We start from the raw sequence: 26,924 nt of genomic DNA on the forward strand, positions 1-26,924 counted from the left end.
ATAATTTTTTACTGCAAAAATTAATTGAACGTAATTGGATAGTACCTTATGATTACAGTTAATAATCGATGTGTGAATGATATGAACTATCTTTTCACTTTTTAATTCTTTAACGTAAAGTGATAAATCAATCTTTTAAGACACTGGACAAAGTTAAACTCTTTTTAAATTTTTCATTAAAATTATATGTACTTTCTATGCAGATAATTTTTGGATAAAAAGTTTAAGAGTGGCTAAACATTATGTAAACAGCTTACGATACCTGTCACTATTGAAATGTCTTTACGTATTCAATTCAAAATTTTTAGTTATTACTCCTACCCCCAGTTGTTTTGGTCAAAAATTAGAAGGCTAGTTGAGAAATAGCTCCTTTTTAAACGTTAGTTAGCTGGAGTTTTAGGTATTTTAATGTGAGTTGTTAGACAATAGGAAATCTCAATTCCCTTAAGTATTCGCTTTAAAGTCGTATCGTTAGTCTTTTAATATTAGCTTATTCTTAATTAGGAGTTACTAAGGCCGTGTCTTAACATTTTAGTTAAAAATTTACGCGTGAATACGTCTCGAGTTATATTATTTCTAATTTATCCTCTACAAAATTTATATATTATTCAATTGTCATACCAATTATGGATGACATAGCTAAAGTTGTTAAAGAACACACTTTCGGCACATGGAGGAAACAAAGGGATTGGAATCCTATAACAGTGACAAAGGCTGAAGGCGTGTATTTTTACGATTCACAAGGAAAGAGGTATTTGGACTTATCGTCCCAATTGGTTAATGTAAACTTAGGGTACGGAAATAAGAGAGTGATAGAAAGTATAAAGGAGCAGTTGGACAAATTACAATATATTTCTCCTGCATTCGCTACAGAAGTTAGAATGAAAGCTGTGAAATCCCTACTTAAAGTGATGCCAAGGAGCATTACCAAGTTCTTCTTCTCTACCTCAGGTACAGAAGCAAACGAAGCTGCTATTAAAATAGCCAGACTAGTGAAAAACCCAAAGTATAAGATCATAGCTAGGTATAGATCCTATCACGGTTCTACATATGGCTCCATCTCTCTCACTGGAGACTATAGGAGATGGTTTGCAGAGCCACATATTCCCGGCGGTGTTGTGAGGATACCAGAACCTTACTGTTTCAGGTGTCCACTTAAGTTGAAGTATCCTGACTGTAATCTAGCTTGTGCAAACTACGTTGAGTACGTTATAAGAAATGAACATAATGTTGCAGGGATAATATTGGAGCCCATAACAGGTACTAACGGGGTAGTAGTTCCGCCGAAAGAGTATTTACCTACTGTTAGGAAAATAGCTAATGAAAATGACGTATTGTTTATTGCAGACGAAGTAATGACTGGATGGGGGAGAACTGAAGAATGGTTTGCAGTAAACACATGGGGGATAGAGCCTGATATTTTGACTACTGCAAAATCCGCTACTGCATCTTACGTTCCAATAGGCATTACTGGGGTAAGTAAAGAAATCGGAGAATTCTTCGAGGATAATTTCTTTGCCCACGGTCATACGTTCGAAGCTCACCCCATCTCTCTTTCTGCAATACCTGCAGTAATTGAAGAGTTTGAAAGGTTAGATCTCTTATCTCATGTAAAAGCTATGGGGAAGTATTTGGGCGAAAGGTTAATGGAGCTTAAGGAAAGGCACAAGAGCATAGGTGATGTAAGAGGTGTAGGCTTATTCTGGGCAGTGGAGTTCGTGAAGGATAAGAATAATACGCCTTTTGCCACGTACGAGGATAAATACAAGGGAAATACATCTTCTGTAGATAAGGTAGCAAAGAAGCTTTTAGATGAAGGAGTCTATGTCTTTAATGGACCATCGTGGTTTGTGATTTCCCCTCCGCTCATAATTAAGAAGGAGGAGATTGATGAGGCTATAGATAAACTAGATAAAGTAATCTCTGAGTTGGATAAGGAGTACAGAGAATAAGGTATTTAAAGCCATACATTTTCTTTTTAAACAGAGTACAATACCTCAGTCAAAAATTTAATAAATAGTTTAACCGAAGAGGTTGCTTATGTTAACAAAAGCGTTTCTTGAAAAGATAAAAGGAATTGAGTACTCCCAAAACAGTCTCAATGCTATCTAGAGACTTCAGCCATACTAGTCCCATTATTTCTCCACTTCTTTCCAAAACTGCTGACGCTGTTATCTTCCCTAAGAGTGAAGAGGAAGTTAAAACTATAGTAGAGGCATGTATTGAAGAGCACGTTCCTTTAGTACCGAGAGGTGGGGGAGTAAATAACGTGGGAGGTATTATACCGTTAAAAGGGGGAGTAATAGTAGACCTTTCAAAAATGAAATATTTCAAAGAATATGAAGATGAGGTTGAAGTTGAGCCGGGAGTTTCATTCTGCAAAGACGGTAAGCTGAGGTTTAATGCTAGAGTTTATCCCTCTACATATTGTGAAGGAGCAACCGTGGTAGGGTTTTTTAGCGGTGGATCTGGGGGGATAGGAGAATTTAGGTATGGCAGAAACTGGGATTACGCTACTGAAGTTACTATGGTGAACCCTCTAGGTAAAACGGTAAAGTTAAGAGGTGGAGATGTTAAAATAGCCGCTCATGCCGAGGGAACTACTGGGATAATAACTAAATTGAGAGTTCAAAAGAGGGAGGAAGTAAAGGATGTACCGGTAGTTATAGAATTCGAAAGTCTAAGGGAGGCCATGGGTTTCATTCAAAGACTATATGACGAGTACTCCCATGTAGTGTACCACGTTACGCTGAGGTCACCTGAAATGTCACAACTCACAGCTAATATCACGGGATATTATACTAATAAGTGGAATGTGTTGGTAGTGTGTGAAAACGAATGTCCGTTCAAAGGTATTAAAGGGGATGAGGTATGGAAAAAGAGGTTTCTCTTCTTCGGAGGCACGATAACAACTGCAATGGGTATAACTAAGAGAAAATACTACTATGTAGTGAAAGATATTCCTTTAGAGGAGACTGAGGAAAAACTTACCAAGATCATAGAATCCAAAAAGGGGTTTATTACTGACGTAGAATTCGACGTGGGTAGGAAATCGCACCCCTTTATTTTGACAGATAGTGAGAGAGAGTATTATGAGCTCCTTAACATTTTAGGAGGAACTAATTTCAACCTGAACAGTATTTATATAAACTCGAGGTTACCAAAAGATCACTTACATAAGATTTTACTTTACAAGAGAATGTACGACAAGGAAGATCTGTTTAACCCCGGTAAAGTAAAGTTTTAAGATAACAACAAGTGTTTGCCTAGTTTTTGGAAACCTAAACCACCAGTATATTTATAAGGAACTTAAAACTGATAGCCCTTAACTGCCGTTTGATCAAAACCGAACGTTTACTTAGCTGAGCTCTCGATTATGTTGATTTAAACTTAAAAACAAGAAATAATTTAGGGATAAAGTTTTTATCTGTAATGAATATGTATGGTCATGGATCTGAAAGTAACATTAAATAAAGTTACTGCACGTGCCTTACTATTCCTGATTTTCGTGTCTCTGAGGTTGCTTAGCCTTGAGAAACTAGCGATACTATTCTTACCATTTATTCTTGTCAACGACTCGACATCATTTCTCCTCAACATAGGTCTCATACCCATAGCATTCTTATTACTTGTAATGGTTTCCCTAATAAAGTTCGGGATACTATTGAGGGACAAGGTCTACTATATTTTCAAGAGGTCTAGAAGTAGAAATTATGACGTATAGAGATTAGATGTAGGAATAGGCTGACCCATTATCAAGTAGTTTTTAATGAAAGTTGAGGGTGATTAATGAGTTGAAAAACTCTTATTCAAGGCTGACTCTATTCATAGTGCCAAACTTTAACATTTGGTCCATAAAGGGTAAGGCTTTCAATCTCTTGTAAAGATCATGTAAAGGTTATTGAATAGGGAACGGAAAAAAATTAGGAGTACTGTAAGCTATAAAAAAGAGTAGCGTAACGGTGCTATAACTTCAGATTTCCCTTATACATCAACCTGAGCTTCTCCCACATCTCATCTACATATTCTTCAAGCTCCTTTATCTTCTGTTGGTCTACATGTTTAAATCTACCTTGTATTTTTAAGAACTCCTCAATAGGCTTTCTAGTCCTTTTATCTAGACAATGTAAGCATTCGTCAGAGATCCTCAATACGCCGTTCTCGTACTCAAATAACGGCCAGTAGCAGGTTTGTACGGCGAGCTTTGCTACTTCGGCTGTCTTTGAGGGTTCAAACATCCATCCATAAGGATCAGGACATAAGACTTGTACGTAGGAGAAACCGCGAATTTCCTTAGCCTTCTTTATCTTCTCCATTAAGTCGTGGGGATATCCTACACTCGCAGTCGCTACATAAGGTACTCGATGTGCCATCATTATAAACGGTATGTTCTTTTTATTATGTCTTTTACCACTAGGCGTGGTAGTTGTCGAAGCCCCTATTGGTGTAGAACCGCTCCTCTGTCCACCAGTGTTCATGTAAGCCTCATTATCTACGCATATATATAGAATGTCCTCATTCCTCTCAGCAGCCCCACTTAAGGACGCCATTCCTATATCTGCAGTACCACCATCTCCAGCCCATACAACTGCCTTGACGTTCTTCCCTTTAGTCCTCATTGCTGCTGCAATACCTGAAGCTGCCGCGGGACCTGCAGCAAAGGCAACGTTTAGAATTGGATAGTTATAAGCTGAGTTGGGTCCCATGCCCTGAATCACAGAGGAACAACCTGCAACTACTACGAACACAGCGTTTTCTCCTAATGCAGTGCTTATGATTCTCATTGCTATGTTCTCAGGGCAGCCTGGACAGGCTGATGTCCCAGGCATAAGTTTGTGTTTATTTAATATATCTCGGACTCCTAAGCTCAATTTTTCCCACCTCCTTGGGGTAGAACCATTCTATACCTTGTGGTCTCTCTACGAACTTACGGATTATTGCCTTCATCTCGTTCTTTCCTATTGAAACCCCTCCCAACCCGGTTATTACACCCTTTATATCAGCGTCAGGTAACGAAGCTTTTACTTCAGTGTATAACTGCCCTCCCCTACCGAAGCTAACGGATCTGTCGAGGACTAACACACTCTTATCCTTGAGTGCCTTGACCACCTCTTCCTCTGCCCAAGGTCTTACAAACCTGATTCTGTAAACCCCTACCTTAAGCCATTCTTTTCTCAACTCGTCTACAGCCTGCATAGCGTCTAAAGACCAAGCTCCCATAACCACTACAGCGTAGTCAGCGTCTTCTAATTTGTAACTCTCGTTTAGCGTCGAGTAAGACCCTATAGGTACTACTCTCTTCATGTATTCCTTCCCAGCCTCTACAATCACTTCCTTAGAGGCGATCTGGGCTCTATGTATCGACTCTCGAAGCTTCATGTAATCCTCTGGCGAGAACATGTTACCCATAGCTATTGGGTCTTCTGGGTCTAACACGTAAGGCTGTCTTCTTGGAGGGAGATATGAGTCGACTTCTTCTTGTGAAGGCACGTAAACTCTGGTCTTCGTGTGGGATAGAATGAAACCGTCCATTCCGACCATCATCGGTAAGAACACTCTCTCGTCTTCAGTTATTCTGAAGGCCATTATACTCAAGTCCATGGCCTCTTGAGGCGTAGAGGCGAAAGCCATTATCCACCCGCTATCCCTTTCACTCATGAAGTCAGTATGCTCATTCCATATGTTCCATGGAGGACCTACAGCTCTAGTCCCAACAGTCATTACAACTGGTATTCTGCTCCCGGCTACCCACCATACCATCTCATGCATGTATAGTAGTCCCTGCGATGCAGTAGCAGTGTAAGCCCTCACACCGGCAGCTGCTGCACCGAAAGTCGCAGCCATTGCAGAATGCTCGCTTTCTACCCTGATTATTTCAGTCTCGAGTTCTCCTCTATCCTTCATTTCACTGAGCGACTCTATAATATAAGTCTGCGGAGTAATAGGGTAAATTCCCGTGACCTTAACTCTTGACAGTTTTACAGCCAAAGCTACAGCATCGTTTCCTGAAATGACCTTCTCCATCATGACTCGCTCACCATCTCAATTGCTTTTGCCGGACACACGTTGGAGCAAACTCCGCATCCTTTACAGTATTCGTAATCAACAGCAACTTTACCATCCTTGATGATTATGGTTCCCTCGGGACACCATATGTAACAAGCCTTACATCCTACACATTTATCCTCGTGTACTAAGGGTCTCACTATTCTCCAGTTACCGGTCTTTCCTCCTGCCCCTTTAGCGGGTTTGCTTATTGGGAATAGCTGGTAATTAAGTGACAACCTGTGACACCTCCATTAACTCCTCGTAAGCTATTTCTACGGCTTTCTTATTGAGCTCGGCGATCTTCCCCTCAAACTCCTCCTCTATCGCCTTCTTCAAAGAGTCTAGAGTAACTACCTTTAGTCTTGCCAGACTTCCTAGCATAATAATGTTAACTAGGGGCCATCCAGACTTGACTAAGTTAAGATTTAGGGCGATTTTCGTAGCGTTAACCACGAAAGTGTGGTAGGGGAGGGTTACGGGGGAGGGGGAATTAATGATGACATACCCTTCGTCTTTCAACCCTCTGAGTGGGTTAGAGATCTTTAGTAGAGAAGGATCTAGGATAACAACAATGTCCGGGTTTTCTATGGGGGAAGTAACCCTAATTGGAGAGGAGTCAATTCTACAATAAGACTCTATCTCAGCCCCCCTTCTTTCGGCACCGTAGAAGGGGAATGCGGAGGACCAGTTCCCGTCTAGATCTGCCGCAATTGCAAGTAAGTTAGCGGCTGTAACTACTCCCTGCCCTCCTCTCCCGTGAAATCTGATCTCGAGCAATAAGGCACCACTTCCGATTATACAATTTCTCTTGAACATTAAAAAAGTTTCCTATTAAAAAAGTTTAATGTTTTGGGAGGCCGTAATATGAAATATTTTCATAAAACCTCCTTCTTTCAATAAACTCCGATAATATTGCTACTGGAGTAGCTATAAGACTAATTAATGGGATTAGAATAGATAATAGTACCATGATGAGATAGAATGAATTTAAGATCAACCTAGGCTTGTTTCCCTTACTGGCTGCGAATATCTCAGCTATACTAAAGGCTACAGCTACAAGCAAATACAAGTAGTTATGAGTGAGGAAATAGCCTAACGGAAATACGGAAGTAAAGGCTGTACCTAAGAACGATATGACAGTATTGGGGGAATACCAAGACGGTATAGTCTTTAGTATATAAAGCATTATTGAAGATATGATCGCTAACGAAAGAATGACAAGTGACGATGCAAAAGTCAACACAGAAGGATAGAGCGAATAAAATATTAGTGAAAGAACGGAAAGTGACGAAAAGAATACTTCTCTGCTCAGCCATGAAGTTCTTAAGTTCTTGATCACCTTGTAAAACCTTTCCTTTCTGTTTATATGCAAAATCGAAGGAATAAGTCCTATAAGCATCAAGAGCAAAGGTACTATGCCTTTAACTGGAATGAGAAGAGAGCCTAAGGCAAACTCTGAGAATAAAGTGAAGATAAATAATTGCCAATAATTTTCCTCTTTCCTTGTCTTCAGTGGTGAAGCCTCGACTTTAACTTTGCTCTGTCTCACTACGAGGTTAGGTCTAGTGAGTTCGTACGGTGCTAAGAACGGAGCGCTGTACTCTTTCTTATCAACCCATCCGAAGGATAGGGCACCGGTAGGACACGCTTCTACGCACAACGGTAACCCCTGCTTGTTCATAAGCCTTTGCCTACAGAAGTCACACTTGCTCATTACACCATCTTTAGTAAATTTCGGCTCTTCATAAGGACAAGCCCAAGTGCAATAACCGCACCCTATACACTCTTTAGGGTCTATGTAAACAATGTTCATCTCATCTTTCTTTATCGCGTTTGAAGGACAGACCTTCATGCATAAGGGGTTCTCACAGTGGTTACAAGCTATAGAAACACCTACCTTCGTGTCTCCCTCGTCAAAGACGAGTAGGGTTCTCCAATTTAGACCTCCGTAAGCCGAGTTACAAGCGTTGACGCAAGCATTACAGATAATACACTTATTGGGGTCGAAAATGAACGCCAATTGGAGTTTATCATCTTCAGTAGTTTTCAAAATCTCTTCCATACATTAAATATCGAATTTAAACTAAATAAAGCTGAATATAAATCATATCAGGACTCAACGAAAATTGTAAAAGATATAAATGTGCTCAAAGCAATACTCTCCATATGGCAAGGTTAATAGCCACGTTAGGTACTTCGCCAGGTGGAATATTTGAGAGTTATAAGAACTTAATTGAAGGCAATTATCAAGGGGATAACGTAGAGAAGGTAAAGATAGACGAGGTTTATATCATAAGGACATCTGATAAGGCTGTGGAATTCGCGTGGAAGTTAGTTAAGGCTATATTTACCTGTTGTGGTGCTAAGGATGTCCGTGTTTATGATATTCCCTTAAGCATAACGGACATTAACAGCAGGCAAGATTTTTTAACGTTTAAGAGGGAAGTCGAGAGTAAAATAAACAATGGGGACTTTGTGGACATAACGGGGGGTAGAAAATCTATGTCTGTAGCCGCTGCGATGTCAGCACGTAATAGAAACGCTAAGATTATTACTACAGTAGTCCCTCAAGCTGAGTACAACAGGGTTCAAAATCTCATAAAGCAACTTGAACCGAGAGAGAAGGAAATAGAGATGGCAGGGGAGGGTAAGTGTCAGACGATAGATATTTGTCAACTAGTGAGTAAATCAGCCCTAACTATTCTACTATCATAATGAAGAAAATTCTTAATATACTAGTATTGCGTAATACCTTTTAAGCTTTCTCTGTCAGTATTACCTATGAAAAAAGTTATCACCTTTAAGGTCGAGGACGAACTGGTAAAAAATCTCGATATTTATGCTAGAAAACACGGGTTAAATAGAAGTGAAGTCATAAGGAAAGCGATATTAAAGTTGATAGAAGAAGAAAGAAATTGAGAAATAAAAGAAGGGAAAAAGTTTTTGACTTTTTATTTATGGCTGAATATACCGCGTTAGTTGTTCTACGTTCATAGTGAAGCGGATGAACGGCATTGAATAGTTAAGTTGTGTGAACTTAGGCCATTAGGGATGGTCTGTCGTTATAGGCTGTTCCAAGGTTAATGATACATTTAAATACTTCTCTAGTTTCTAGTTACTTAATGATGAATGAAGAAACTGAATAATTAGTGAGTTCATTTCCTCGATGATCCGCTTTGCGGTGAGAAGAAGGTGAAAGTAATGGGATCAAAGTACCTATCCTCAGATGGGAGCCCGATGGCGTTGGGCTCGACTGAGCCCCATGAGGTGCGGATGAAGCTAATGAATCCGCACCAAGGGCTAACCCCGCTCACGGAATTAAAAGTACCGTGAGTGGGGAAACGCTGCAGTACTTTCGAGTATCTGAGTCTCGTTAGCCATGTATTGAGAAATTGAGTTAAGCACTAAAGATTGATCTGTTGCGTTAATAGGAAGTAGTTCCTTAATGAAATCGCCATCTGTGCATAATAGTTAGCATAGAAATCATAATCATATATAACATATAGATTTTTTAGTCCATTAGTTATCTTATTTTTGTGGTAAAGTTTAAATCAATTATTTTGATAATTGTAGTTATTTTTTTATTATTATCAGAATATCTGTTTTTGAACGCTTTTTACTTCTCTAAAACCTATTCAGTTCAAGAAAACGGAAGAGTTAACATAACAAGTTTGCCTTCACTAACGAAATCTCCCACCCCTACATACTCCCTCATACAGTCAATCCCGAACAAGCCTAAGGGTTATACGCCTGCAATTTACATGTTTGAGGGTGGTCCTCAACACATATATTATGTACCGATAAAAACCGGTTACTTTATGCTGAATGTCACCGGAGCTATAGTGGTTCCCCCTACGATATACGGAGACCTGATGTATGTAGTAACTTCAGGAGTTATGAACATGACAACGGGTGAGATGAACGAATTGATGGGTTGTCTCTTCGCAATTAACATTTCGAACGGACAAGTAGTATGGGTAGACAAATTCCCTAACCAGATCATGACTACGCCATTGGTCTATAATAACGAGGTTATAATAGGTCTGGGAAACGCGTGTTTCCTCAACGCCACTGTTAGGGGTACTGGAGAAAATGCAGTAATAGCTGTTAACGCAACAAGCGGTGAAGTAATATGGAACTATACGACTCTCGGGGAGGACATGCCGACCCCAGTGATTTACAGAGGAATGGTAATTGAAGCAAACGGGAACGGTGAAGCCTTTGCACTAAACGCAGATAATGGTAAACTTGTATGGCAAAAGTATTTTGGCTCTTACGACAGTATGTCTTCACCCCTTTTAGTCGGGAATATAATATACTTCGGAACTGCAAACCCTTACGTGTTCTGGGCTATAGACGCGGATAACGGCACGATAATTTGGGATTATAACTTCTCTACTACTGGGTTGACTTTAGGTGGACTTGACGACTCATCACCAGCCTATTACGACGGGATAGTCGTAACTTCCTATACCGTCCATATATCTAACACTATAATGAGTGATTTCCTCGTAGCGTTTAACGCGTCTAACGGTAGAATGTTATGGTACTTAAACGAAGGAAACGCCCCAATACCCAGATATCTCGAATCTCCACCACCCGTAATTTATAACGGAATAGTTTATCATGATTCTCCAGCAGGAATACTATACGCAGTAAATGTTACTAACGGAAAAGTTATCTGGGAATTCTTGACGGGCCCAACGGTCAGCAACGTGGATATAGTCTACAATTCGTATATACTTATACAATCTAGAGAAGGTACCTTATACGTGCTAAAGCTAAACGGCCATATGGTAAAGTCGGTATTAACACCTGTCATACCTGGACCCGGTAATCTACTGGTAACACGAAACTCAGTAATAATGGTAGGATTAAACGGCATTATAGACGTAATACCAATCTACGCCTTAATAGGTTCGTGAAGCCTTAAGTAAAATAACGAAGCTAGTAATCTTAATAAGGCAATTACTAACATCATATTCCTTATTCCCTGAACTACGCCGAAATAACTCGTAACCAGCTGTGCCGTAATTCCGCCAATACTTGACCCTGTGAGGTCTCCAATAGCGGTTACCGCGTTATAAAGACCAACACTTTTCCTCGTGTCCTTTGAACTGTCGTAAAGATAAGAGAGGTATGCTGTTGAGTTCACAGAATTTGTGAAACCGGCTACTATGTTAGCGAGATAAATTTCATATGTGGATGTGGATAAGGCATAAGCAAGAGGAAAGGTAGCTAGAGCTAGCCTACCGGTAAACATCATTAGTTTTCTGTTCTTGTCTACTAATTTACCTACCCAGTTCTGCATTAAGAGGGTGGACACTCCCGATACTGTGTCGATGATAGCCACGTTCTCGAAGTTCATGTTGAAGACGTAAACTTGAGCCAAGGGAAATAAAGGCCAAGCTGACGACCATATCACGTTAAACATGAATGTGATCAAGAGAAAATCTCGAAATTCCTTAGTCACATTTAACCCATTTATGGGTGGTTTTTCGTAGTCTACGTCGAACTTAGAAGCTATGTAAGAATCACTCAAAATCAAAACTCCGGTCATTAGGAAGAAAGGCCTTATCAGAGCCGTATTATCACCTACGAGAAAACCCGTGATTAGAGTAGCTATGAGTCCGCCCAAGGTGGAATAAAATGAGTACTGGGCAAGTACTTTCCCTCTAGAGGATGTGCTCACTCTTTCCATTATCAAATACCATCCGAAAAGCGAAACGCCTAAGCTAGCTTCTAAAAATACGTATATAGCCACGAATGTCACACTATTGAAAGGGATAAATGATAATAAAATCCAAAGAATTCCTAAGATAGCAGAGCCTATTACTACAAGCTGTTTTCCCCTAGCTTTCACGAAGCCTAAAATGAATTGTACTAATGAAGGTAAAACTGAACCTGCTGAGGATACTATAGCTAACGCTTCTCCGTTTAATCCTGAGAGGGCTGAGAGAAAGGATATAAAAGGTTGCGATAAATTCAGCGCGAAGTTGCTGAGCAGGATATAAGTCCTTAAAGGTTTCACATACGAGAATTAGTTGATATAACTTTAAAGTTATCTGACGAGTGGAAGGACAATTACATTAGGGTAGTGTGTATAACGAGTTGGCAAAACCGTCATAAAGAGAATTTTAATGAGCTTACCAACGCTACCCCCTTCCGCTTAACGCGATTCTTAGAGGAGAATCTAACATCTCCTTCTTTCTCCTCAGAACTTCGGATTAGAGTCTATGTGGTCTTTTAGCTACGAACAGTCTCTTAATGTAGTCTCGAACCAAGGCAGGAACCATGAGGGAGAACTATCGTCCCTCTAACGTGGGGTTAGTTTTGATATTAATTTGAACTTCCTCTGAATTCTCTATAAGATACTATAATTATCCATACCAAGATAAACTGCCTTCCTATTAACTTCATTAAGGGAGTTGTGAAGCTCATTTTCGTCTACAAAGTCCCTCAATTTACCTACCGAGAGCATAGTCCCTACCAATACCGAATTTATAGCCTTAAGGCTTCCAGCTTTTTGGGCTAAGTTGAGGCTGTGGTAATAAGAAGGACGAAGACTTGCGCCTTCGTTGAGGTAAGGGCCTATGACGGTGACGGAACATTGTGTGCCTTAGGTAACGGTGTATGGCACATCTTGGAGTAATTTTGGCGTCTACACTATGACTTAGCAATACTTATATAGGGCAATACTTATAAAAAGCCCCCTTCGCCATATCTTTCAATGAAGAAACTTCCCCCAATACTATTAACGGTGTTCTTCGTCGCCTCTATCTTACCAGCTCACGCCCTCATTTTAAAGACAGGATACTTTTTATACATTCCAGTTCAAGTTAATAGCTTGTCGGCGATAGTTTACGCCGTTGAGAGCAATGCTATAGTGACAGTAGCACTTATGACTCCCAGTGAATTCTCTCAATTCAATAATACCGGGTTGCTCCAAGGGATCGTAGTCCAGAACGGTTCGACTGTAGTTAACGGGGTACTAGCAAACCCCGGTACGTATTACATAGTAATATACTCGCCTACACAGTACGCAAACATTTCATATTACTATAATACAACGCCCATCACACCCGAAAACTCCTCGACTTATGTGGAGGAGTTCGTGACAATACCTTCCTATGGAACCTATTCACTCCTGATTCACTTGTCTACACTGGGCTCTCCTTCGACTTTAGCACTTTTCGGTATCTCTAACCAGACTGTTTATTACACTGTTTTCAACAACGAGTCTCAGGTCTTCTTCAATTCCTCTCCTATCACCCTAACATGGAACTATACTTCTGAAAAGTGTTTCTACACTATCGATTTACCAACTGGCGTTTACTTCCTTAACATTACTAACCCCAACGACAATCCTGTGTATCTAGCCTTTGCATATAGGGTTGTCCCTAAATATGTAAACCCGTATTTATACATCGAGATAACGCATAGAAATGCTTATCCCATGGGGATAGCGAGTTACGGTGTATCAGGGACTCAAACTTACGTGATTAACACCACCTCAGTTTTAGGGTACTTTAACATAACCTCTCTTTTAGCCTATAACGGTTCTCAGAACCTCGTACCTGCATATTCAGCATCCCTTCAGCTGAACTCGGTGCTAGTCATTAACAATAACGATAACTCCACGTGGATATTGTGGCCGCAAGACGTATTATATTTCCTAACTAACGAGAGCATAGTACTTTATCACGATAACGTATTTAACATGACTAATCCCACGGCTACTCTAACGAACCAGAGCATAAAAGGAGACGGATACGTAGCACCTAGTCCTCAAGGAGGTAACTATTATGGCAACTACAACTCCTCACCTTGTTTCACCTATTCCCTTCCGTTTTCGGGCTATTTAGTAATGAACGAGAGCGTAATAAAAGGCAAGGGCGTATTAATCACTTTTAGCGTCATAGTGTTGGAGAACGGGTCTTCCACGGTCTTGTCTTCCCAAACGTTTGATAAAGTGCTAGTAGTCGATCCAAATGTAAGCTCTGCATATTTCCAAGTAAACGGTATGGAATACACACCTGCAGGTCCAACTGGTCTTTACGGTTCTTATTACGATACGGAACTAGTATTCGGAGGGGGAGGGAACGGCGAGATAACTACGTTTGAGAACCTCTCAGCTACTCTAGGTCTTTTCTACCTACAAAACAATGAGTATGTGGAATTCCCCTCTTATTACACTTTCGGAGGTGACACGGCTGAGGCAACTGATAATGTTTACGTGACCTTTACTCCCCAAGGTTATGCTAAACTAAGTGTAGGTCAACCGGACCTCACATATGTGGTTATAAATTCCCCGTTAACTCTTCATATAGGGACTACGACCTCGAGTGTTATCACGACCCAGAGCAGTACGACAACAACGACTACTAATGTAACACCTACACAGTCTACCTCAACCTCCACTACCTCCTCGTCAACGATAACTTCCTCTATTGTAACCTCATCAACTACAACCCAGACTACTACACCTCAGACCCCATCTAGCCAACAAACTAGCTACCTCATACCTATAGGAGGTCTCTTAGTCGCCGGTGTATTACTGGTGTACTACATACTGAGGAGGAAGAAATGATGAACACAAACTGACTGATTAAAGCATACCTATTTTTTCCGTTTTCTTCTTAATACCGCTTTACAATAATAAAAACCTAAATTCCCTTACGTCCAACCTCATCTGTGAGTAATGCTGATGCAATAGGAATAGTCCTTGAAGGAGGAACTCCTAACGTAGTGAAAGCTTTGATCAAGGCTGACCATGAAGTCAAGATAGGGGAGTTTCTGATAATACGAGATAGGGAAGGAAGGACGGGTCTAGTACAAGTAGAACACTACGAATACGGGAACGACTTTTATACAGAATCTTTGGGGATAGTAAAGAGTCTGATAGACAGCGAAGTCCTAGCTACCGTTCTGGACAAGGGTACTTACCTTACAGTGTGGCTAAGAGTAATAAAGGAGAACAACGCCAAGGTTCAAATGCCTGGGAACTTAGTGCTTAAGTTTCCCGAAATAAAAGACATAAATAAACTCGACCAAACACAAAGGAAGTTCCTCGAACTACTTTATGAGGAAAAACTTGAAGACCCTAGGTATGTAAAGTACGGGAGGATAATAAACACTAACATTCCCTTACTCCTCAGAATTAACGCCCTACCGATGCATATGGGCATTTTCGGAGAGACCGGTTCTGGGAAGAGTTATAACATGAGGTATTTAATAGACGTGTTTTCTAACATAGAATATGACGGTAAGCATTACGCAATACCTATGATAATCATAGATGCTAATGGTGACTACATAGACTTAGCTACGCTCTCTATGAAGAGAGAATACATTAACAGAAACGGTTCAAGGCAAATGATTACCCGCTATGCCTTTACCGACATACCTAATGCACAGAGATTCAGGCTCGATATGAACCTCTTTACCCCATCCGATATAGCCTACATGGTCGTAACGGCGAAATATAGGGATACCGACGTATCACAAGCGTCTTTACAAATGAACTTATTAGAAATGGCACTGAACGAGCTTAGGGATGAGGACTACAACACGTTGTTCACAGAGGACGGGTTCTCTGAACTCCAGCAAAAGGTGAATGAAATCGTAGATGAGAGGAAGGACGAATTAGGGTTCACTAAAAACACACAAAGAGCACTACAAAGTGCTTTACAGACCTTCAGGAGCAAAGTTAAGGAGTATGATCTGATCTCGAGTGACGGAGAGACGTTTAGCTACGACACGTTGGATGAGATATTCTTCAAGCATGGGCTCGTAATAATTGACTTTTCAGCTGACGGAGCCCCCGGGATGGATTTATTAACTAAACAAATCGTTGTCGGATACATCGCTAGGTTAATGTTAAACTACTTGGTTAAAAAGAAGATGAATAACGAGAGGAGGATCCTCTCGCTAGTGATCGAAGAGGCACAGAACTACATACCTAGTGAAAATTACCCAGTCAATGCCAGGCTAACTAAGGACGTTTTAGCTACTTTAGCCACTCAAGGTAGGAAGTTTGGAGCTTCGTTGATACTTATAAGTCAGAGACCTGCTTTCGTTGACAAAGTAGTGCTTTCGATGCTGAACTCTTTCATCTTTCACAGGGTATATCACGAAGACGTGAAATACATACAGTCAGTTACTGGAGGGATTTCCGAATACTTAGCTAAAGAGCTCATATCATTACCTAGGGGTCAGGCAATAGTGACGGGTTTAATAAACTCCCTCGAGATCCCGGTAAGGGTTCAAATAGATAAGAAGCCTGAACTTGAGTCAGATATAGGTTCTGAAGGTGATATTTTAGAAATCCTCTCAGGGTGATAGGTGTGTGTGAAAGGTTCATATCTGAGACGGGTGCGTGGAGTGAATTATTAGAAGTATACAAGTGCGTACTCTCTACGAAGTTCACCGATTCAATAACGTTCTACGAAAAGGAGAGGGAACTGATGGATTTCATAGATAGGAAGAAGTCCTCCCCTATGTTTGTTGTACTGATTGGGGACTGGGGTATGGGTAAGACGTTCCTGAGCAGGGTGATCGAGGACGAGGCGAGGAAGAGGGGCTATAACGTGAGGAGTGTCAAGATAGACGATATCATAGTAGTCAATGGAGGTTCTTTTGCAGTAAATGACAGAGAAGTAATGGTCATAGATGAGGTAGAGAACTTAGAGAACTTACAGTACAGATATAAAGAGGAGATAATAAACTTCTTCACCCACATGAAGAAAATAAGCGAGTTGAAAGACGTAGACTCCGTCATATTCTTACTTGCTACTCCTTCCGGTTACACAAAAGTATTTTCCTACGGTGGACTGTTACACAGCCTATTACCCGAGACGTACACGGCCTTTAAAGATAGGATAAGGGAAAGGGTACTTACGGAGCCTACAAAGCTCGAGTATTTCCTGATGTTGTACTGTATGTTAAAGAACGTTAAAAGTAAAGCGATATCCCTCATTGAATACCTAAACTTCTTTTATTACCTAATCCCAGTCACGAGGAGGAATATAACGAAAATAGTTAACAACTTCCTGTGCCAGCTACACGAAAATTCCCCCGAGGCCTTATACAAGCTATTAATCACCAGAAAAGAGGCGATAGTCGATCTCTATAGAACGGTGGAAGTCAGTGACGCGACCTTGTTTAAGACCGAACCTAAGGACATAGGCAGGATAATGAGGGGTTACGATTACTCATGTAGTAATGCAAAACTGGTAAAATTTGAAGAGTGGAGGAGTAGGTTCGCAAACAAGTTAGATCCTAACGTGAGGAGAGAGATCGAGGATGTAATTACGATAATGAGAGTAAGAGATGGTTTAAGCATTGATGACAATCTTTACGTAATAATCCCCAAGGAGCCGAGAGAATTCTACCCATTATTTCCTGACGAGAACGTGTTGAAAGAGGCTTACAAGTCACTGAAAGGAGAAGAGATATGCGCGGTTAAGTGGGAGGAAGTGGAGAGGTACCTCAATGTCCAGCTGAGGGACTTCCTACTCGAAGGCGATAAGTACGAAGAGGTTCAAAAAGCGATAGAAGAGTACAAGGAAGAGACAGAGAAGCTACTGAAACAAACTAACGTCGTTTACCCTAAGGTAGTTGAGGGATTGAAGAACTTTATTAAGGAAGTAGTTTCGATTGCCCAGACGGACGGTAAGTTAAATAACGTTAGTTGCTCCCCGTTATCGGAGGGGAAGAGCAGTGAAGTCGTCTTTGAGTGTAAGCATAAGGACGGCTTTTACTCGTTTGCATATAAGGTGAAAATAACGGACTTCCCGATGAACAATGCCCAGTCTGATTTCACCGTTTTGTACACAACGTCAGATAATGAAGGTGGTAATGTCACGATCAAATTAACCCACCCCTTACAGAGATATTTCCTTCAGTTATCATACCTCTCTAGGGGTTTGAGGGTAAGGGATCCAGCTTTCAGGCTTGTTTTTGCAAATGAGATAGCAAAGCTCGACCTTCTCATTAACGATATAAACGAGTTGAACAAGATATACGAGAACATTTACCACACTTTCTCTGCAGTGGAACAAGTCAAATACAGATTCCAAAGCATTATGAACTACGTGTTGTATTACAAAGGATTTACCGGAAAGAGGGGTAAAGTACACGTTAAAGAAGTTTACGAAACAGTTAGGGACTTAACAGACCAGTTCAGGACTTATGAAAAAAAGAACGTGAGGTTTACAGTTCAAGACATAGAGACTAGTACCAGGTTGCTGGAGTTCTTATCAGATCTAGACAAGAAGAAGCTGGTAAAACTGGATGGGGCGGAAATCGACTTAGACGACTTTTTGGGAGATTATACTAAAAAGGTAGTGGACAAGGTGCTGAAGAGGCTTAGTAAGGATGAAATTGAAAAGCTAGCCTCAGAGGTTGTGGAAGGCACTCACAAGGGTCTGGAAAAGATAGTGAGGAATATACTCAATGCAGACATAGTACAACTTGACGAGAGGATAATAGAAGGAGTTAGTGACTTAATAAGGGTTGCATTAAGGTCTGGCTATGTAAAAGTTGACGTGTTAAGGGACTTAGACAAAAAGCTAGAGGAGGTAAAGAGTAAAGTTCAGGAGTTAAAGCTAATCACAATAAAGGAGAGAGACGTCAAGGTCATAGACCTGAAGGAACTCTTGAGGATCGCTTTAGAGGTGAGGAAGAAAGCTGAGGACAACGTATCTTCTCAGTCGTTACTTTTCGATATGTTGGAAGTAATATCAACACTCTCCCAGATGAGGACTTCTATCAAGGGAGAGACAGTTAAGGTAGTAGAACAAGGGCTGACGACAGTAAGGGAGGTCAAAGAAAAAGTCAGTAAGTTCGTAAAGGATGTGAGTCCTATCCAACACGCTGAAGATACTTTACAACGGATAAAGAAGCTCGTCCAAGATGAACAGAAACTAACTGACTGTATCCTTGAAATAAGGAAAGACCAGAAGAATGTGGAAAAGTTGTACAAAGCGTTGAATAAATCCAAACTGTTTACTTACACGGAGTTCATAGACGAGGTCTTTAAAAATGAAGAGGTGAACTCTATAATGAAAGATGTTGGAGAGGAATGCCTTGAAATTGCCGAAAATATCGACGAGTTAAAATCGGTAAAAGATAGGATGGAGAAAATCAAGGATATTCTCGACACCATGTTAAACACTCCTTATGTCAAGGAGTTGGAAAATATCAGGAAGGATATAGGTGGTATAAAGGCTAGTATTAGCGAGATTTATGAGTGGGCTAAAAAGGAGGGGTTTATAGATGGGGGTAATTGAGGAACTAGATGGGCTAATAAATACTTTAAAAGAGGAGAATAAGAGGAATGAGGAGACTCTTGCGCTAATAAGAAGTATAACAGCTAACATAACCACGATATCAAAGGAACTTTATCAAAATAGGGTTAAGGAGAAGTTGTTCTCAGTCCTTTTATCTCTTAACGCGGTGCTAAAGGAACTGGAAGAGGCTCAGCGGTGTTGTAACTCGATACCTATAGATAAGCTTTTGTCGAGAAAAAATGAACTATCTAGAGCTGTAAAAGGTCTTTACGAATTGAGCAAGAGGCTAAACGTTAACAACATGGGGGAATTGAAGGAACTGTCATCAACGTTGAACGAGGTAGTTAAGACGTTGGAGTTCCTTAATGAGAAAGTAAAGGAAGTAGATGAGGACGTTAGGTCTGTAAAGGAGGAATTGGGCAAGAAAATGGAAGAGCTGAAGAAGGAGATTGAAATTAGGACTGAGAAGTTAAACTCCCTTAATGGGTTCTTAAGGGCTTTTGATGAAGAGGTGGACTTTGAGGTATGTGAGGGAAAGACATATTGCGATTTGAAAGACTGCTTAAACTACCTTTCTGAGACCCTTGGAGAAGCTGAGGAAAGGAAAAGGAAAATTGTCAGTAGAATAGGTTCAGAACTTGAAGAAGTGATAACAAAGCTTATTGACGAAGGGGAAGTAGAGATTAACGACATAACGAAGCTTGCCTCACTGCTGAAGAGGTTTGAAGAGGATGAAAAGCTCAGGAAGCTGAAGGGAAAACTGAAAGTAACATTGAAGCTGAAGGGTGAGTAAATGGAAGCCTTTCGAAAGATAGACGATATTGTGGAGAAGAGTATTGATAGATATAACGTTATAAAGACCGTGATAGAGAGCGTAGATCTGAGCGATCTAGGCTTGTCTGTTTATTACCCTAAATTCACACGTGTTAAAGGGGTATATTGTGCCATAGACGGTTCTAAGAATGTCCAAAACTTGGGTGATGTGTATCTCATCGTCGCTAAGGCTGTGAAGGTGATCGGTGAAGTAACCTTAGGAAAGAAGGTGATAAATAAAGACCCAGTATTCGCTGTGGAAATCGAGGACGATTATATGGGAGAGGACACCGTAAGCAACGACTCGATAAGGTTGATGATATACTTGGAAAGTCAACTTTTGGGGACTTGTGATGAGTGTGACTATGTATTGTTAGATGGACCAATAGTAGATCCTCCTATAATAGAGGAGAAGGGAGGGAAGCAATCGATTCCCTCTCTAAAAGAGCTTGCAAGTATGAGGTCACAGCACGTAGTGAGTCTACTGGAGAAGGGTAAGACGGTGCTTGGAATAGCTAAGAGGTTTTCGGAGCGATTCCTTGTCTCTTTACTCAAGGAGAGAGGCTATTTGAAGGACACAGACTATAGGGAAAAGATGGTAGTAGACAGTCTTCTCTCTCGCTTTGTTGGAGAGGGGATTACGGGAATTGGGGTAATAGAATGGGATAAAGTAAGTAGGGAAGTAAGTGAACTAGACAAGCTCATGTCAGCTTATGAAGCTTATAAGGAACATAGTGGTGGAAAACTGAAGATTGCTTCCGTTTACGTTAAGGCTTCTAAGATAGGTGTCCCAAGTAGGGTGGATATTGCGTACATTAACAATTATGATTTGGAAAAAGTCCTCTCACTTATTGCCACTTGGGAAGTCAAGGACAGGGCTGAGCTGAACTTACTAACAGTTATGGCTGATGCCCTTTCCACAATTAATAATCAAGAAGTTAAGCAGTTTAGGGAGTATTATACTATAAAGACCGTTGAGAAATTAAAGGATAAAGACTACATACTGTCTAATTTCGTGTTGAGGAAGAAGATTTAACAGCCCTACCGAGTTATTAGTGGTTAACAGCTTGACTCACCCCACATATCACGAGTTTCTAGTTTACTTAGTTGTATCTAATTTCTAACTTTTTTGTAAGGTGTTTAAACATCGCGTCTCTATCATCATGTGCTTTTTCCTATCCGCACTCGATACTTTAATCTAACGTCATTAAGTTCTCGTACTGGTTATTCGCATAGTCTGAGCTTACGGTTGTATTTCTGTCGTGACGAGATAAATATTTCCTCATCTCTTTCATGGTGGGTTTGTTTGCATCAATATATCGTTAAACCTTATTGACTTCACTAATGCTAAACCTGGTGGTGCACTTGTTAGGATATCTGCATAGTCCTTTGCTCCCATGTCCTCGAGTACGTCTTTGTTATTCCTCATAATTATTTTTGTATTAGTCAACTGTAATATCAGTTCGTTTAAGTCTTGAGGCATATGAGTAGCCAGTATGGCTCCTAAACCTCTGACCCTACCCAGCCTAAGGATCCTATTGATCATCCTTTCTATAGTAGATTTGGAAACTTCTCCCTTAGCTTGAGGGAAGAACTCGTGAGCTTCATCAATTATCAATAGCGTTAAGAAAGTTCTTTTAGGATTTCTCTTATACCACTTGTCCTTAAAGCTATATATCTCGTTTAGTATCTCGTACACGACTATAGAGATTGGGTCTGTGGACTCCGTGGACTCCAGAAGGAATGATAAGTCGATTATTAAGAGCTCTGAGTTTAGGATTTCTTCCGGTAATTCATGAATCGTATTTTCGACGTCGAATATGCCAAAATCCTTCAGACTCCTCATCAACCTATTAATGTTAGACTTTGTACTGGAATGTAAATCGAGCTCTTTATCCATTACGTATTTTAACAACGTATATAAGTAAAAGACTGGGGAGTCAGAGTTCTCGTTTGACTTCTTTATAATGATATACTTATCTTTCTGATTATTGGAAGTCTTCACCACCTCGTTTACTTGTCTTAACAGACCACCCTTAAGATACAACGGCTCGTCAACAAGGTTACTCAATGTAATATTGTTGAGAATCCATCCCCAAAGACTGTCTATAATCTGTTTCGACTCATTGGTTAACTGTTTAGCATTCTTTCCAACTATTAGCTCCTTTAAGCTCTCGTATAGGTCTCCCTTGAAGCGGTTATATATCGCCTCCCACATCATCGATGCTTGTTCGCTCATGTAAGGGCTTATGTTGTTAAAGTTCTTGAACACATTTGAGAACTTCAACGAGAAGGGATAGAACCTCACTTTTTCACAAGTTACGTAATCCACTTCACTTATAGCATCTTCGCAATACCTACTCCTTATCATCTCCTCAAAAGTCTTATACTGTTCCACTAGCTGTTTAGTAATGGGAACTACTACAGATCCCTCTAACCCCTTTTCTAGGGCAAACCTTACGAAGTCCCCTTGTCTGTCAAAGACCACTGACTGTTTAGGTATGCCGTTGTCGTAGATTATCGACTTCAGGAGTGTAGTCTTACCAGACCCGGTAGTACCTATTATTAAAACGTGGTGTCTCAGTGTCTCTTCGTCAAGAATAACTCTAGCACTAATTTTTTTAAAACCTGAGAATACGTTACCTATAGTCACTCCTTCCTTAGGCATATTAAGTGCTATTTCTATGAGGTCGTCCTTAGGCAAAAACACTGGGGACTGCGGGTCTATAGGTGATATTACTGGTGTAGGTTTTGGGGTTCCTTTTTCTAAGTCCTCTAAATTAACCTCAGCTAGGGGGTTAATGGTGAGCACGGTATTGGTTATTATAGTGGAGGGGTCTTCTCTCCCTCTTATTTCCTTAATACCTAACGCGGTCATCATGTCACCTCTCGTTATGGTGTCTACAGAGCCTATAACAATTACCTTTGGTATTATCGAAGCTATGGCGATTATTTCTCCTCTTTTTACCGGGTTTTTAAAATAGCTCTCAAAGGATATGTCCACTTTTATGAGGGGTTTGCTTCCTACATTAATGTATTCAAAACGCGTTACTTTACCTATAATGTTCCCATCACGTGAATACTTCGTTACGGCTTCGTAAGCTTCTTTTAATCTCCCCCTCAGTTGCTCTATCAATTTGTCAGTGTAAAGCTCTTCCATAAAATGAAACTGCTTATAGACTTTAAAAAGTATTACGGAAATAGTAGAGGAAATAGAGTTCACGTACTCGTGTGGATTCATTAAGAAATCTCTAATAACTTTTGATGACAAGAGAGTTAAAGCCGAAAGTGGAATCTAAGACCCCTAGAGCACATTGACGTTGCATGAGATAATTAGAGATTTTAAACGGTGATTTTTCATTGTAGCTGCGCTTTCCTCACTACCCAATTCCAAAAAGCTTATTTTGAGGTGAAAATGAATTACACTATGTCTTCCAATTGCTGTATAAGAGATGCTGACTTATGTCTTGCCTATTCTTCAAGGTTATTCGAACTCATAGCGAAAAAATACACTTATGCAATTTTAGTTATCTTAGATAAATACGGTAAGATTAGGTTTAATGAACTTTAGAGAAAGATTAGCGGGATAACACAAAAGGCATTATCTACACGTTTAAAAGAGCTAGAAGCTCTTAAACTGGTAAAGAGAGAGGTAGAACAAGAACCTTTGAGAGTTTATTACTCTTTAACTACTGAAGGTAGGGCTGTAAAAAACGCTATCCAAATACTAATAAGTGTAATCAATCTCATTGATAGTGAACATAAAGACGCTTTCCTATGCTAATGCACGGTACAAACTAGACACGGATCTTGTGCTCTAACTATGTGATAAGCTTCTATAGGATCTCTTGGATCTGTCACTTCAACCCCAATTAACGCTTTCGCTGAGTGACCTTTATTACCCCAAGGATCTTCAGGGCTCATGTTTATTTGGGTGGGTGTAACAATCTGGTAATTACTTATCTTCCCGTCTTTTATGATCACCCAATGTCCCAGTGCTCCTCTTGCAGCTTCAACTAGACCGAAGCCCCTTCCGTCTCTTTGTTTAACACTTTTGTAAGTCGGTTTCTCGGGCACAAACTGGTCTAACCCTTCCTCGATCAGTCTGTGAAATAATGATACCTTAACTATCCTCGAGATAACTCTTGCTAATACACTTGGTCCATATCTTCTCACTATGTCTAAAATTAGAGGATGAGAGTTTACAGTTAACATAGATAGAGCTCCGACCTCTGGAGCTAAAAGTAAGTCCTTATATTTATATCTGAAACACTTCGTGAATGTATACTTTATTATTAAAAGTAAAAAAGAACTTTTCAAAAGGTACGTATTCTTTTTACGGCTTTAACTATATTTTTCTTCTTATCCTCTCTAATCTTATTTCTTCGTTGATATTAGAGATAAAACTCCCTATCCATTTTTTTAAGAGAATTGTAGCTCCTTTTTCCATAAAACCGCTATACTCCAGTGATATATCTAACCTCCCATCAGCATTTATGTTAAAGGTCAATTTTCCTGAAGCGCTATCTTTATCCCTTCTGATTTGAAATACATATGTGACTTTATTGTAAGAAGAGTATACATTACCTTGAAAATAGTGTTTGATGCCTAAATAGTTCGCCGTACCGGAGAAGGAAGAACCCTCGCTTCGTATTTCCTTTATAGACCTAAAAATTTTGGGAAGGACGAAATTCGGATCAGACAAGATTTCCCTGAGTGCATCAGGGGTGTGAGTAGTCGTAACAGAATACTCGAGCCTCATTAATATAATCTTTTATGTTTGGGATTTATAATTATAATGTGGTATACTATGAAATAAAATTCGTGGTTAAAAACAAATTTAAATCTTACTTTTCCTACTTTCTAAATTGCTCTATTCTTTTTTATACCTAAGGAATAAAATACCAATTATCACTAGGGCTGCTAGTGAGATTACGTCTTGAAGAACCATATACCAGATGAGAGATAAATCAAAATCATAAGCTAGAATAGCGAGTACTGGTAAAACTAAACTAAGTATTAAGTTAATAAACCAAATCAGACTGGTTAAAAACGACGACCATAAGGAATGAGAAAGCCTGTAAGCTAAAAAACCTACAACTATCACATTTATTACTGGAACAATCATTAAGAAAGAGACGTAACGGGATAGCCCGTTTAAATTAATCAAGATATCGACTATAAGCACGGCTAAGATTGCATAAGTTAAGAGTGGGGTAAACTAACCCATGCGAGAGCACAGACAAAACCTGGTAAAAAAATACACATTGTCCTAGCCCTATAAGCCCTAAATATACTTTAGTGATTAAACTTACCAAGCAGCTCACCTAGGACGAGAGCCAGTTGTGCTTGGTTAAAATAGGAATAGTAAATGTAGCTAGGTAAAATGTCTTCAACTATCTTTTCAGCTTCTTCTTTATTACCCATCATCAAAAACGCTTCAGCTAAAATTGAGTCATCATATAGAAACTTAAACCTTCCTATTCCTTCTCGAGTGGCAAATTCGAGCGTAACGTCGTAATATGAACCGTTACCGTAATACTCACTTAAGGAGGAAAATACGTTACTTGTAATACCGTTATCATGAACATATAAATACGCTCTCAATAAATATGCTAGATCGAAGAGGTATAATGTAGATTATTTATAATTGTCAATTCTGTGGTGTTTAGCTCCGGAAAGAGACTCTTGAAGCAGTTTAGCCCTTTCCGAAAAGTCCTCATAATCTTTCAAGCTATAGAAAGCCTCTAAAACGAGAGCGTTAACATGCAAAAAGGGTCTTTGATCAAGTTTGTCAAAAGCTATGCCGTTCATGATTAGTCCATCATCCCTTGTTAGTGATTTGAGGAACTCCCCAGTCCTAATTGCGTAATCTAAATAATTATCGTCCTTAAAGACCTTGTAAGCCTCGAGAAGTAGGGAAACCATACTTGCATTGAAATCAGCCATTTTAGCCCTATAAGGCTCTTTCCAATCGACGCTCTTAGAGAAGAGGTAGAACCCGTTGTCCCATAAGTGCTCTATTGCGTTGTCTAGGGTTATAAAAACCATAGATTGGTGGTAGGAGTCATTAAATTTAAGGAAAAGCCTCAAGACCTCTGGGGACACAAATTTCGGCTCTTTTTCAAAACCCCCAGAGATCCAGTCAAAGTAACTTTCACACCTCCTCAATATATCTTTAAATACATAATCCAGAGGGAACCTTTGTAACTCTTTCTTGACAGTGGGCGGTTTAACTAATTTTTCCTTATCATCTAAAAGTGTAATGGAATTAGAGATCATCTCACTAATTTTTTCGCTCTCAACGAAACCGAAGCTTCCCCCTATTATTCCTCTTTCTGAGATTATACTAATACAAGGATATATCTGAGGAGTATACCTTATAGCTAAGTCTGGTCTTTCATCAGCGTCTATTATCAGGAATTTCTAAGTCTTTAAACTCCTGCTCGACTTTTTTAACTCTTCCTCGAGGTAACAGCGAGCATTTCTTTCATATTGTACTTTCCTCTGAAAGTAGGACTCCATTCCGTAAATATCATATAATAGTTATATTGTGGGGATAATTTAAAAAGGTATACTAGGTATAATAAGGTAAACTTTATAATTATTATTAGAAAAAGTAATTATATGAACGGTGGTATTCACCAATTAGTATTGATCTATTTACTCTACATTATTACCATGACAGTGCTTATTTCTTACCTCATAAAAACATGGACAAGGCTTTTCTATTTCTCGAAGTATCGTTCATAATGACCGCTCTATTTTTTG

At 39.8% G+C, this 26,924-nt stretch carries 25 protein-coding genes; 13 read left to right on the top strand and 12 right to left on the bottom strand.

Features of this window, described 5'->3' with window-relative positions; translation table 11 throughout:
- The first annotated feature begins 626 nt into the window (after nucleotides 1-626).
- The 3 genes from D1868_RS06250 to D1868_RS06260 all read left to right on the top strand — a co-directional run bounded on the left by D1868_RS06250 (nucleotide 627) and on the right by D1868_RS06260 (nucleotide 3,724).
- Nucleotides 627-1,952 (top strand): aminotransferase family protein, encoded by a 1,326-nt coding sequence (locus D1868_RS06250; RefSeq protein WP_156006613.1) that lies wholly within the window; start codon nucleotides 627-629, stop codon nucleotides 1,950-1,952.
- A 125-nt stretch (nucleotides 1,953-2,077) separates the two neighbouring features.
- Nucleotides 2,078-3,247, top strand: coding sequence for an FAD-binding oxidoreductase (locus D1868_RS06255; RefSeq protein ID WP_156006615.1), 1,170 nt, complete (start codon nucleotides 2,078-2,080; stop codon nucleotides 3,245-3,247).
- A 195-nt stretch (nucleotides 3,248-3,442) separates the two neighbouring features.
- Nucleotides 3,443-3,724, top strand: a complete 282-nt coding sequence (locus D1868_RS06260) for a hypothetical protein (RefSeq protein ID WP_196770210.1) — start codon at nucleotides 3,443-3,445, stop codon at nucleotides 3,722-3,724.
- A gap of 241 nt (nucleotides 3,725-3,965) precedes the next feature.
- Here D1868_RS06260 and porB read toward each other — a convergent pair whose 3' ends face one another.
- From porB to D1868_RS06285, 5 genes are all read right to left on the bottom strand, one after another.
- Entirely contained in the window at nucleotides 3,966-4,871 is a 906-nt protein-coding gene (gene porB, locus D1868_RS06265; protein WP_156006620.1) for a pyruvate synthase subunit PorB, read from the bottom strand.
- Nucleotides 4,840-6,027: a pyruvate ferredoxin oxidoreductase gene (locus D1868_RS06270; protein ID WP_156006621.1), complete on the bottom strand. Its 1,188-nt coding sequence runs from the start codon at nucleotides 6,025-6,027 to the stop codon at nucleotides 4,840-4,842. The genes porB and D1868_RS06270 overlap by 32 nt, the downstream gene beginning before the upstream one ends.
- A complete protein-coding gene (locus D1868_RS06275) occupies nucleotides 6,024-6,284 on the bottom strand; it encodes a 4Fe-4S dicluster domain-containing protein (RefSeq protein ID WP_156006622.1) in 261 nt (86 codons plus the stop codon). The genes D1868_RS06270 and D1868_RS06275 overlap by 4 nt, the downstream gene beginning before the upstream one ends.
- The gene (locus tag D1868_RS06280; RefSeq protein ID WP_156007970.1) at nucleotides 6,274-6,825 is read right to left on the bottom strand and encodes a 2-oxoacid:acceptor oxidoreductase family protein; all 552 of its coding nucleotides are present in this window, start codon (nucleotides 6,823-6,825) and stop codon (nucleotides 6,274-6,276) included. The genes D1868_RS06275 and D1868_RS06280 overlap by 11 nt, the downstream gene beginning before the upstream one ends.
- Before the next feature lie 64 nt (nucleotides 6,826-6,889).
- Nucleotides 6,890-8,110 carry a DmsC/YnfH family molybdoenzyme membrane anchor subunit gene (locus D1868_RS06285; RefSeq protein ID WP_156006624.1) on the bottom strand — a complete coding sequence of 407 codons (1,221 nt, stop codon included), beginning with the start codon at nucleotides 8,108-8,110 and terminating at the stop codon, nucleotides 6,890-6,892.
- 104 nt (nucleotides 8,111-8,214) lie between these two features.
- Here D1868_RS06285 and crn1 point away from each other — a divergent pair, with 104 nt between their 5' ends.
- The 3 genes from crn1 (at nucleotide 8,215) to D1868_RS06300 (ending at nucleotide 10,973) form a co-directional block, all read left to right on the top strand.
- Nucleotides 8,215-8,763 carry a CRISPR-associated ring nuclease Crn1 gene (gene crn1 / locus D1868_RS06290; protein ID WP_156006626.1) on the top strand — a complete coding sequence of 183 codons (549 nt, stop codon included), beginning with the start codon at nucleotides 8,215-8,217 and terminating at the stop codon, nucleotides 8,761-8,763.
- Nucleotides 8,764-8,829: 66 nt separating this feature from the next.
- On the top strand, nucleotides 8,830-8,967 hold the full coding sequence (locus tag D1868_RS06295) for an aCcr1 family cell cycle regulator (protein ID WP_156006628.1): 138 nt from the start codon (nucleotides 8,830-8,832) through the stop codon (nucleotides 8,965-8,967).
- A gap of 686 nt (nucleotides 8,968-9,653) precedes the next feature.
- Nucleotides 9,654-10,973, top strand: a complete 1,320-nt coding sequence (locus D1868_RS06300) for an outer membrane protein assembly factor BamB family protein (protein WP_231112316.1) — start codon at nucleotides 9,654-9,656, stop codon at nucleotides 10,971-10,973.
- Here the strand turns inward: D1868_RS06300 and D1868_RS06305 are convergent.
- The gene (locus D1868_RS06305; protein WP_156006630.1) at nucleotides 10,952-12,079 is read right to left on the bottom strand and encodes an MFS transporter; all 1,128 of its coding nucleotides are present in this window, start codon (nucleotides 12,077-12,079) and stop codon (nucleotides 10,952-10,954) included. The genes D1868_RS06300 and D1868_RS06305 overlap by 22 nt on opposite strands.
- 699 nt (nucleotides 12,080-12,778) lie before the next feature.
- Here D1868_RS06305 and D1868_RS06310 point away from each other — a divergent pair.
- The 5 genes from D1868_RS06310 to D1868_RS06330 all read left to right on the top strand — a co-directional run bounded on the left by D1868_RS06310 (nucleotide 12,779) and on the right by D1868_RS06330 (nucleotide 21,189).
- A complete protein-coding gene (locus D1868_RS06310; protein ID WP_156006632.1) occupies nucleotides 12,779-14,638 on the top strand; it encodes a thermopsin in 1,860 nt (619 codons plus the stop codon).
- A 104-nt stretch (nucleotides 14,639-14,742) separates the two neighbouring features.
- Nucleotides 14,743-16,389, top strand: coding sequence for an ATP-binding protein (locus D1868_RS06315; RefSeq protein WP_156006634.1), 1,647 nt, complete (start codon nucleotides 14,743-14,745; stop codon nucleotides 16,387-16,389).
- Nucleotides 16,390-16,394: 5 nt separating this feature from the next.
- Nucleotides 16,395-19,340 (top strand): P-loop NTPase fold protein, encoded by a 2,946-nt coding sequence (locus D1868_RS06320; protein ID WP_156006636.1) that lies wholly within the window; start codon nucleotides 16,395-16,397, stop codon nucleotides 19,338-19,340.
- A complete protein-coding gene (locus tag D1868_RS06325; protein ID WP_156006637.1) occupies nucleotides 19,327-20,133 on the top strand; it encodes a hypothetical protein in 807 nt (268 codons plus the stop codon). The genes D1868_RS06320 and D1868_RS06325 overlap by 14 nt, the downstream gene beginning before the upstream one ends.
- Nucleotides 20,134-21,189 (top strand): DNA double-strand break repair nuclease NurA, encoded by a 1,056-nt coding sequence (locus D1868_RS06330; protein ID WP_156006638.1) that lies wholly within the window; start codon nucleotides 20,134-20,136, stop codon nucleotides 21,187-21,189.
- Nucleotides 21,190-21,444: 255 nt separating this feature from the next.
- On the opposite strand, the gene D1868_RS06335 is transcribed toward D1868_RS06330, so the two are convergent.
- On the bottom strand, nucleotides 21,445-23,313 hold the full coding sequence (locus D1868_RS06335) for an ATP-binding protein (RefSeq protein WP_196770211.1): 1,869 nt from the start codon (nucleotides 23,311-23,313) through the stop codon (nucleotides 21,445-21,447).
- 267 nt (nucleotides 23,314-23,580) lie between these two features.
- Here D1868_RS06335 and D1868_RS11065 point away from each other — a divergent pair, with 267 nt between their 5' ends.
- Entirely contained in the window at nucleotides 23,581-23,724 is a 144-nt protein-coding gene (locus D1868_RS11065; protein WP_231112317.1) for a hypothetical protein, read from the top strand.
- Nucleotides 23,725-23,730: 6 nt separating this feature from the next.
- Nucleotides 23,731-23,937 carry a winged helix-turn-helix transcriptional regulator gene (locus D1868_RS11070; protein ID WP_338055776.1) on the top strand — a complete coding sequence of 69 codons (207 nt, stop codon included), beginning with the start codon at nucleotides 23,731-23,733 and terminating at the stop codon, nucleotides 23,935-23,937.
- Here D1868_RS11070 and D1868_RS06345 read toward each other — a convergent pair.
- From D1868_RS06345 to D1868_RS06365, 5 genes are all read right to left on the bottom strand, one after another.
- On the bottom strand, nucleotides 23,934-24,368 hold the full coding sequence (locus D1868_RS06345) for a nickel-dependent hydrogenase large subunit (RefSeq protein ID WP_156006643.1): 435 nt from the start codon (nucleotides 24,366-24,368) through the stop codon (nucleotides 23,934-23,936). The two genes, D1868_RS11070 and D1868_RS06345, sit on opposite strands and share 4 nt — an antisense overlap.
- Before the next feature lie 133 nt (nucleotides 24,369-24,501).
- A complete protein-coding gene (locus D1868_RS06350; RefSeq protein ID WP_156006646.1) occupies nucleotides 24,502-24,915 on the bottom strand; it encodes a DUF3211 domain-containing protein in 414 nt (137 codons plus the stop codon).
- 111 nt (nucleotides 24,916-25,026) lie between these two features.
- Complete coding sequence (locus D1868_RS06355; RefSeq protein ID WP_156006647.1) at nucleotides 25,027-25,281, bottom strand: hypothetical protein; 255 nt, start codon at nucleotides 25,279-25,281, stop codon at nucleotides 25,027-25,029.
- 170 nt (nucleotides 25,282-25,451) lie between these two features.
- Nucleotides 25,452-25,760 carry a hypothetical protein gene (locus D1868_RS06360; RefSeq protein ID WP_156006650.1) on the bottom strand — a complete coding sequence of 103 codons (309 nt, stop codon included), beginning with the start codon at nucleotides 25,758-25,760 and terminating at the stop codon, nucleotides 25,452-25,454.
- A 33-nt stretch (nucleotides 25,761-25,793) separates the two neighbouring features.
- Entirely contained in the window at nucleotides 25,794-26,435 is a 642-nt protein-coding gene (locus tag D1868_RS06365) for a D-glucuronyl C5-epimerase family protein (protein WP_156006652.1), read from the bottom strand.
- Nucleotides 26,436-26,924 lie beyond the last annotated feature (489 nt).

The organism is Stygiolobus azoricus (genome assembly GCF_009729035.1).
Taxonomy (GTDB): Archaea; Thermoproteota; Thermoprotei_A; order Sulfolobales; family Sulfolobaceae; genus Stygiolobus; species Stygiolobus azoricus.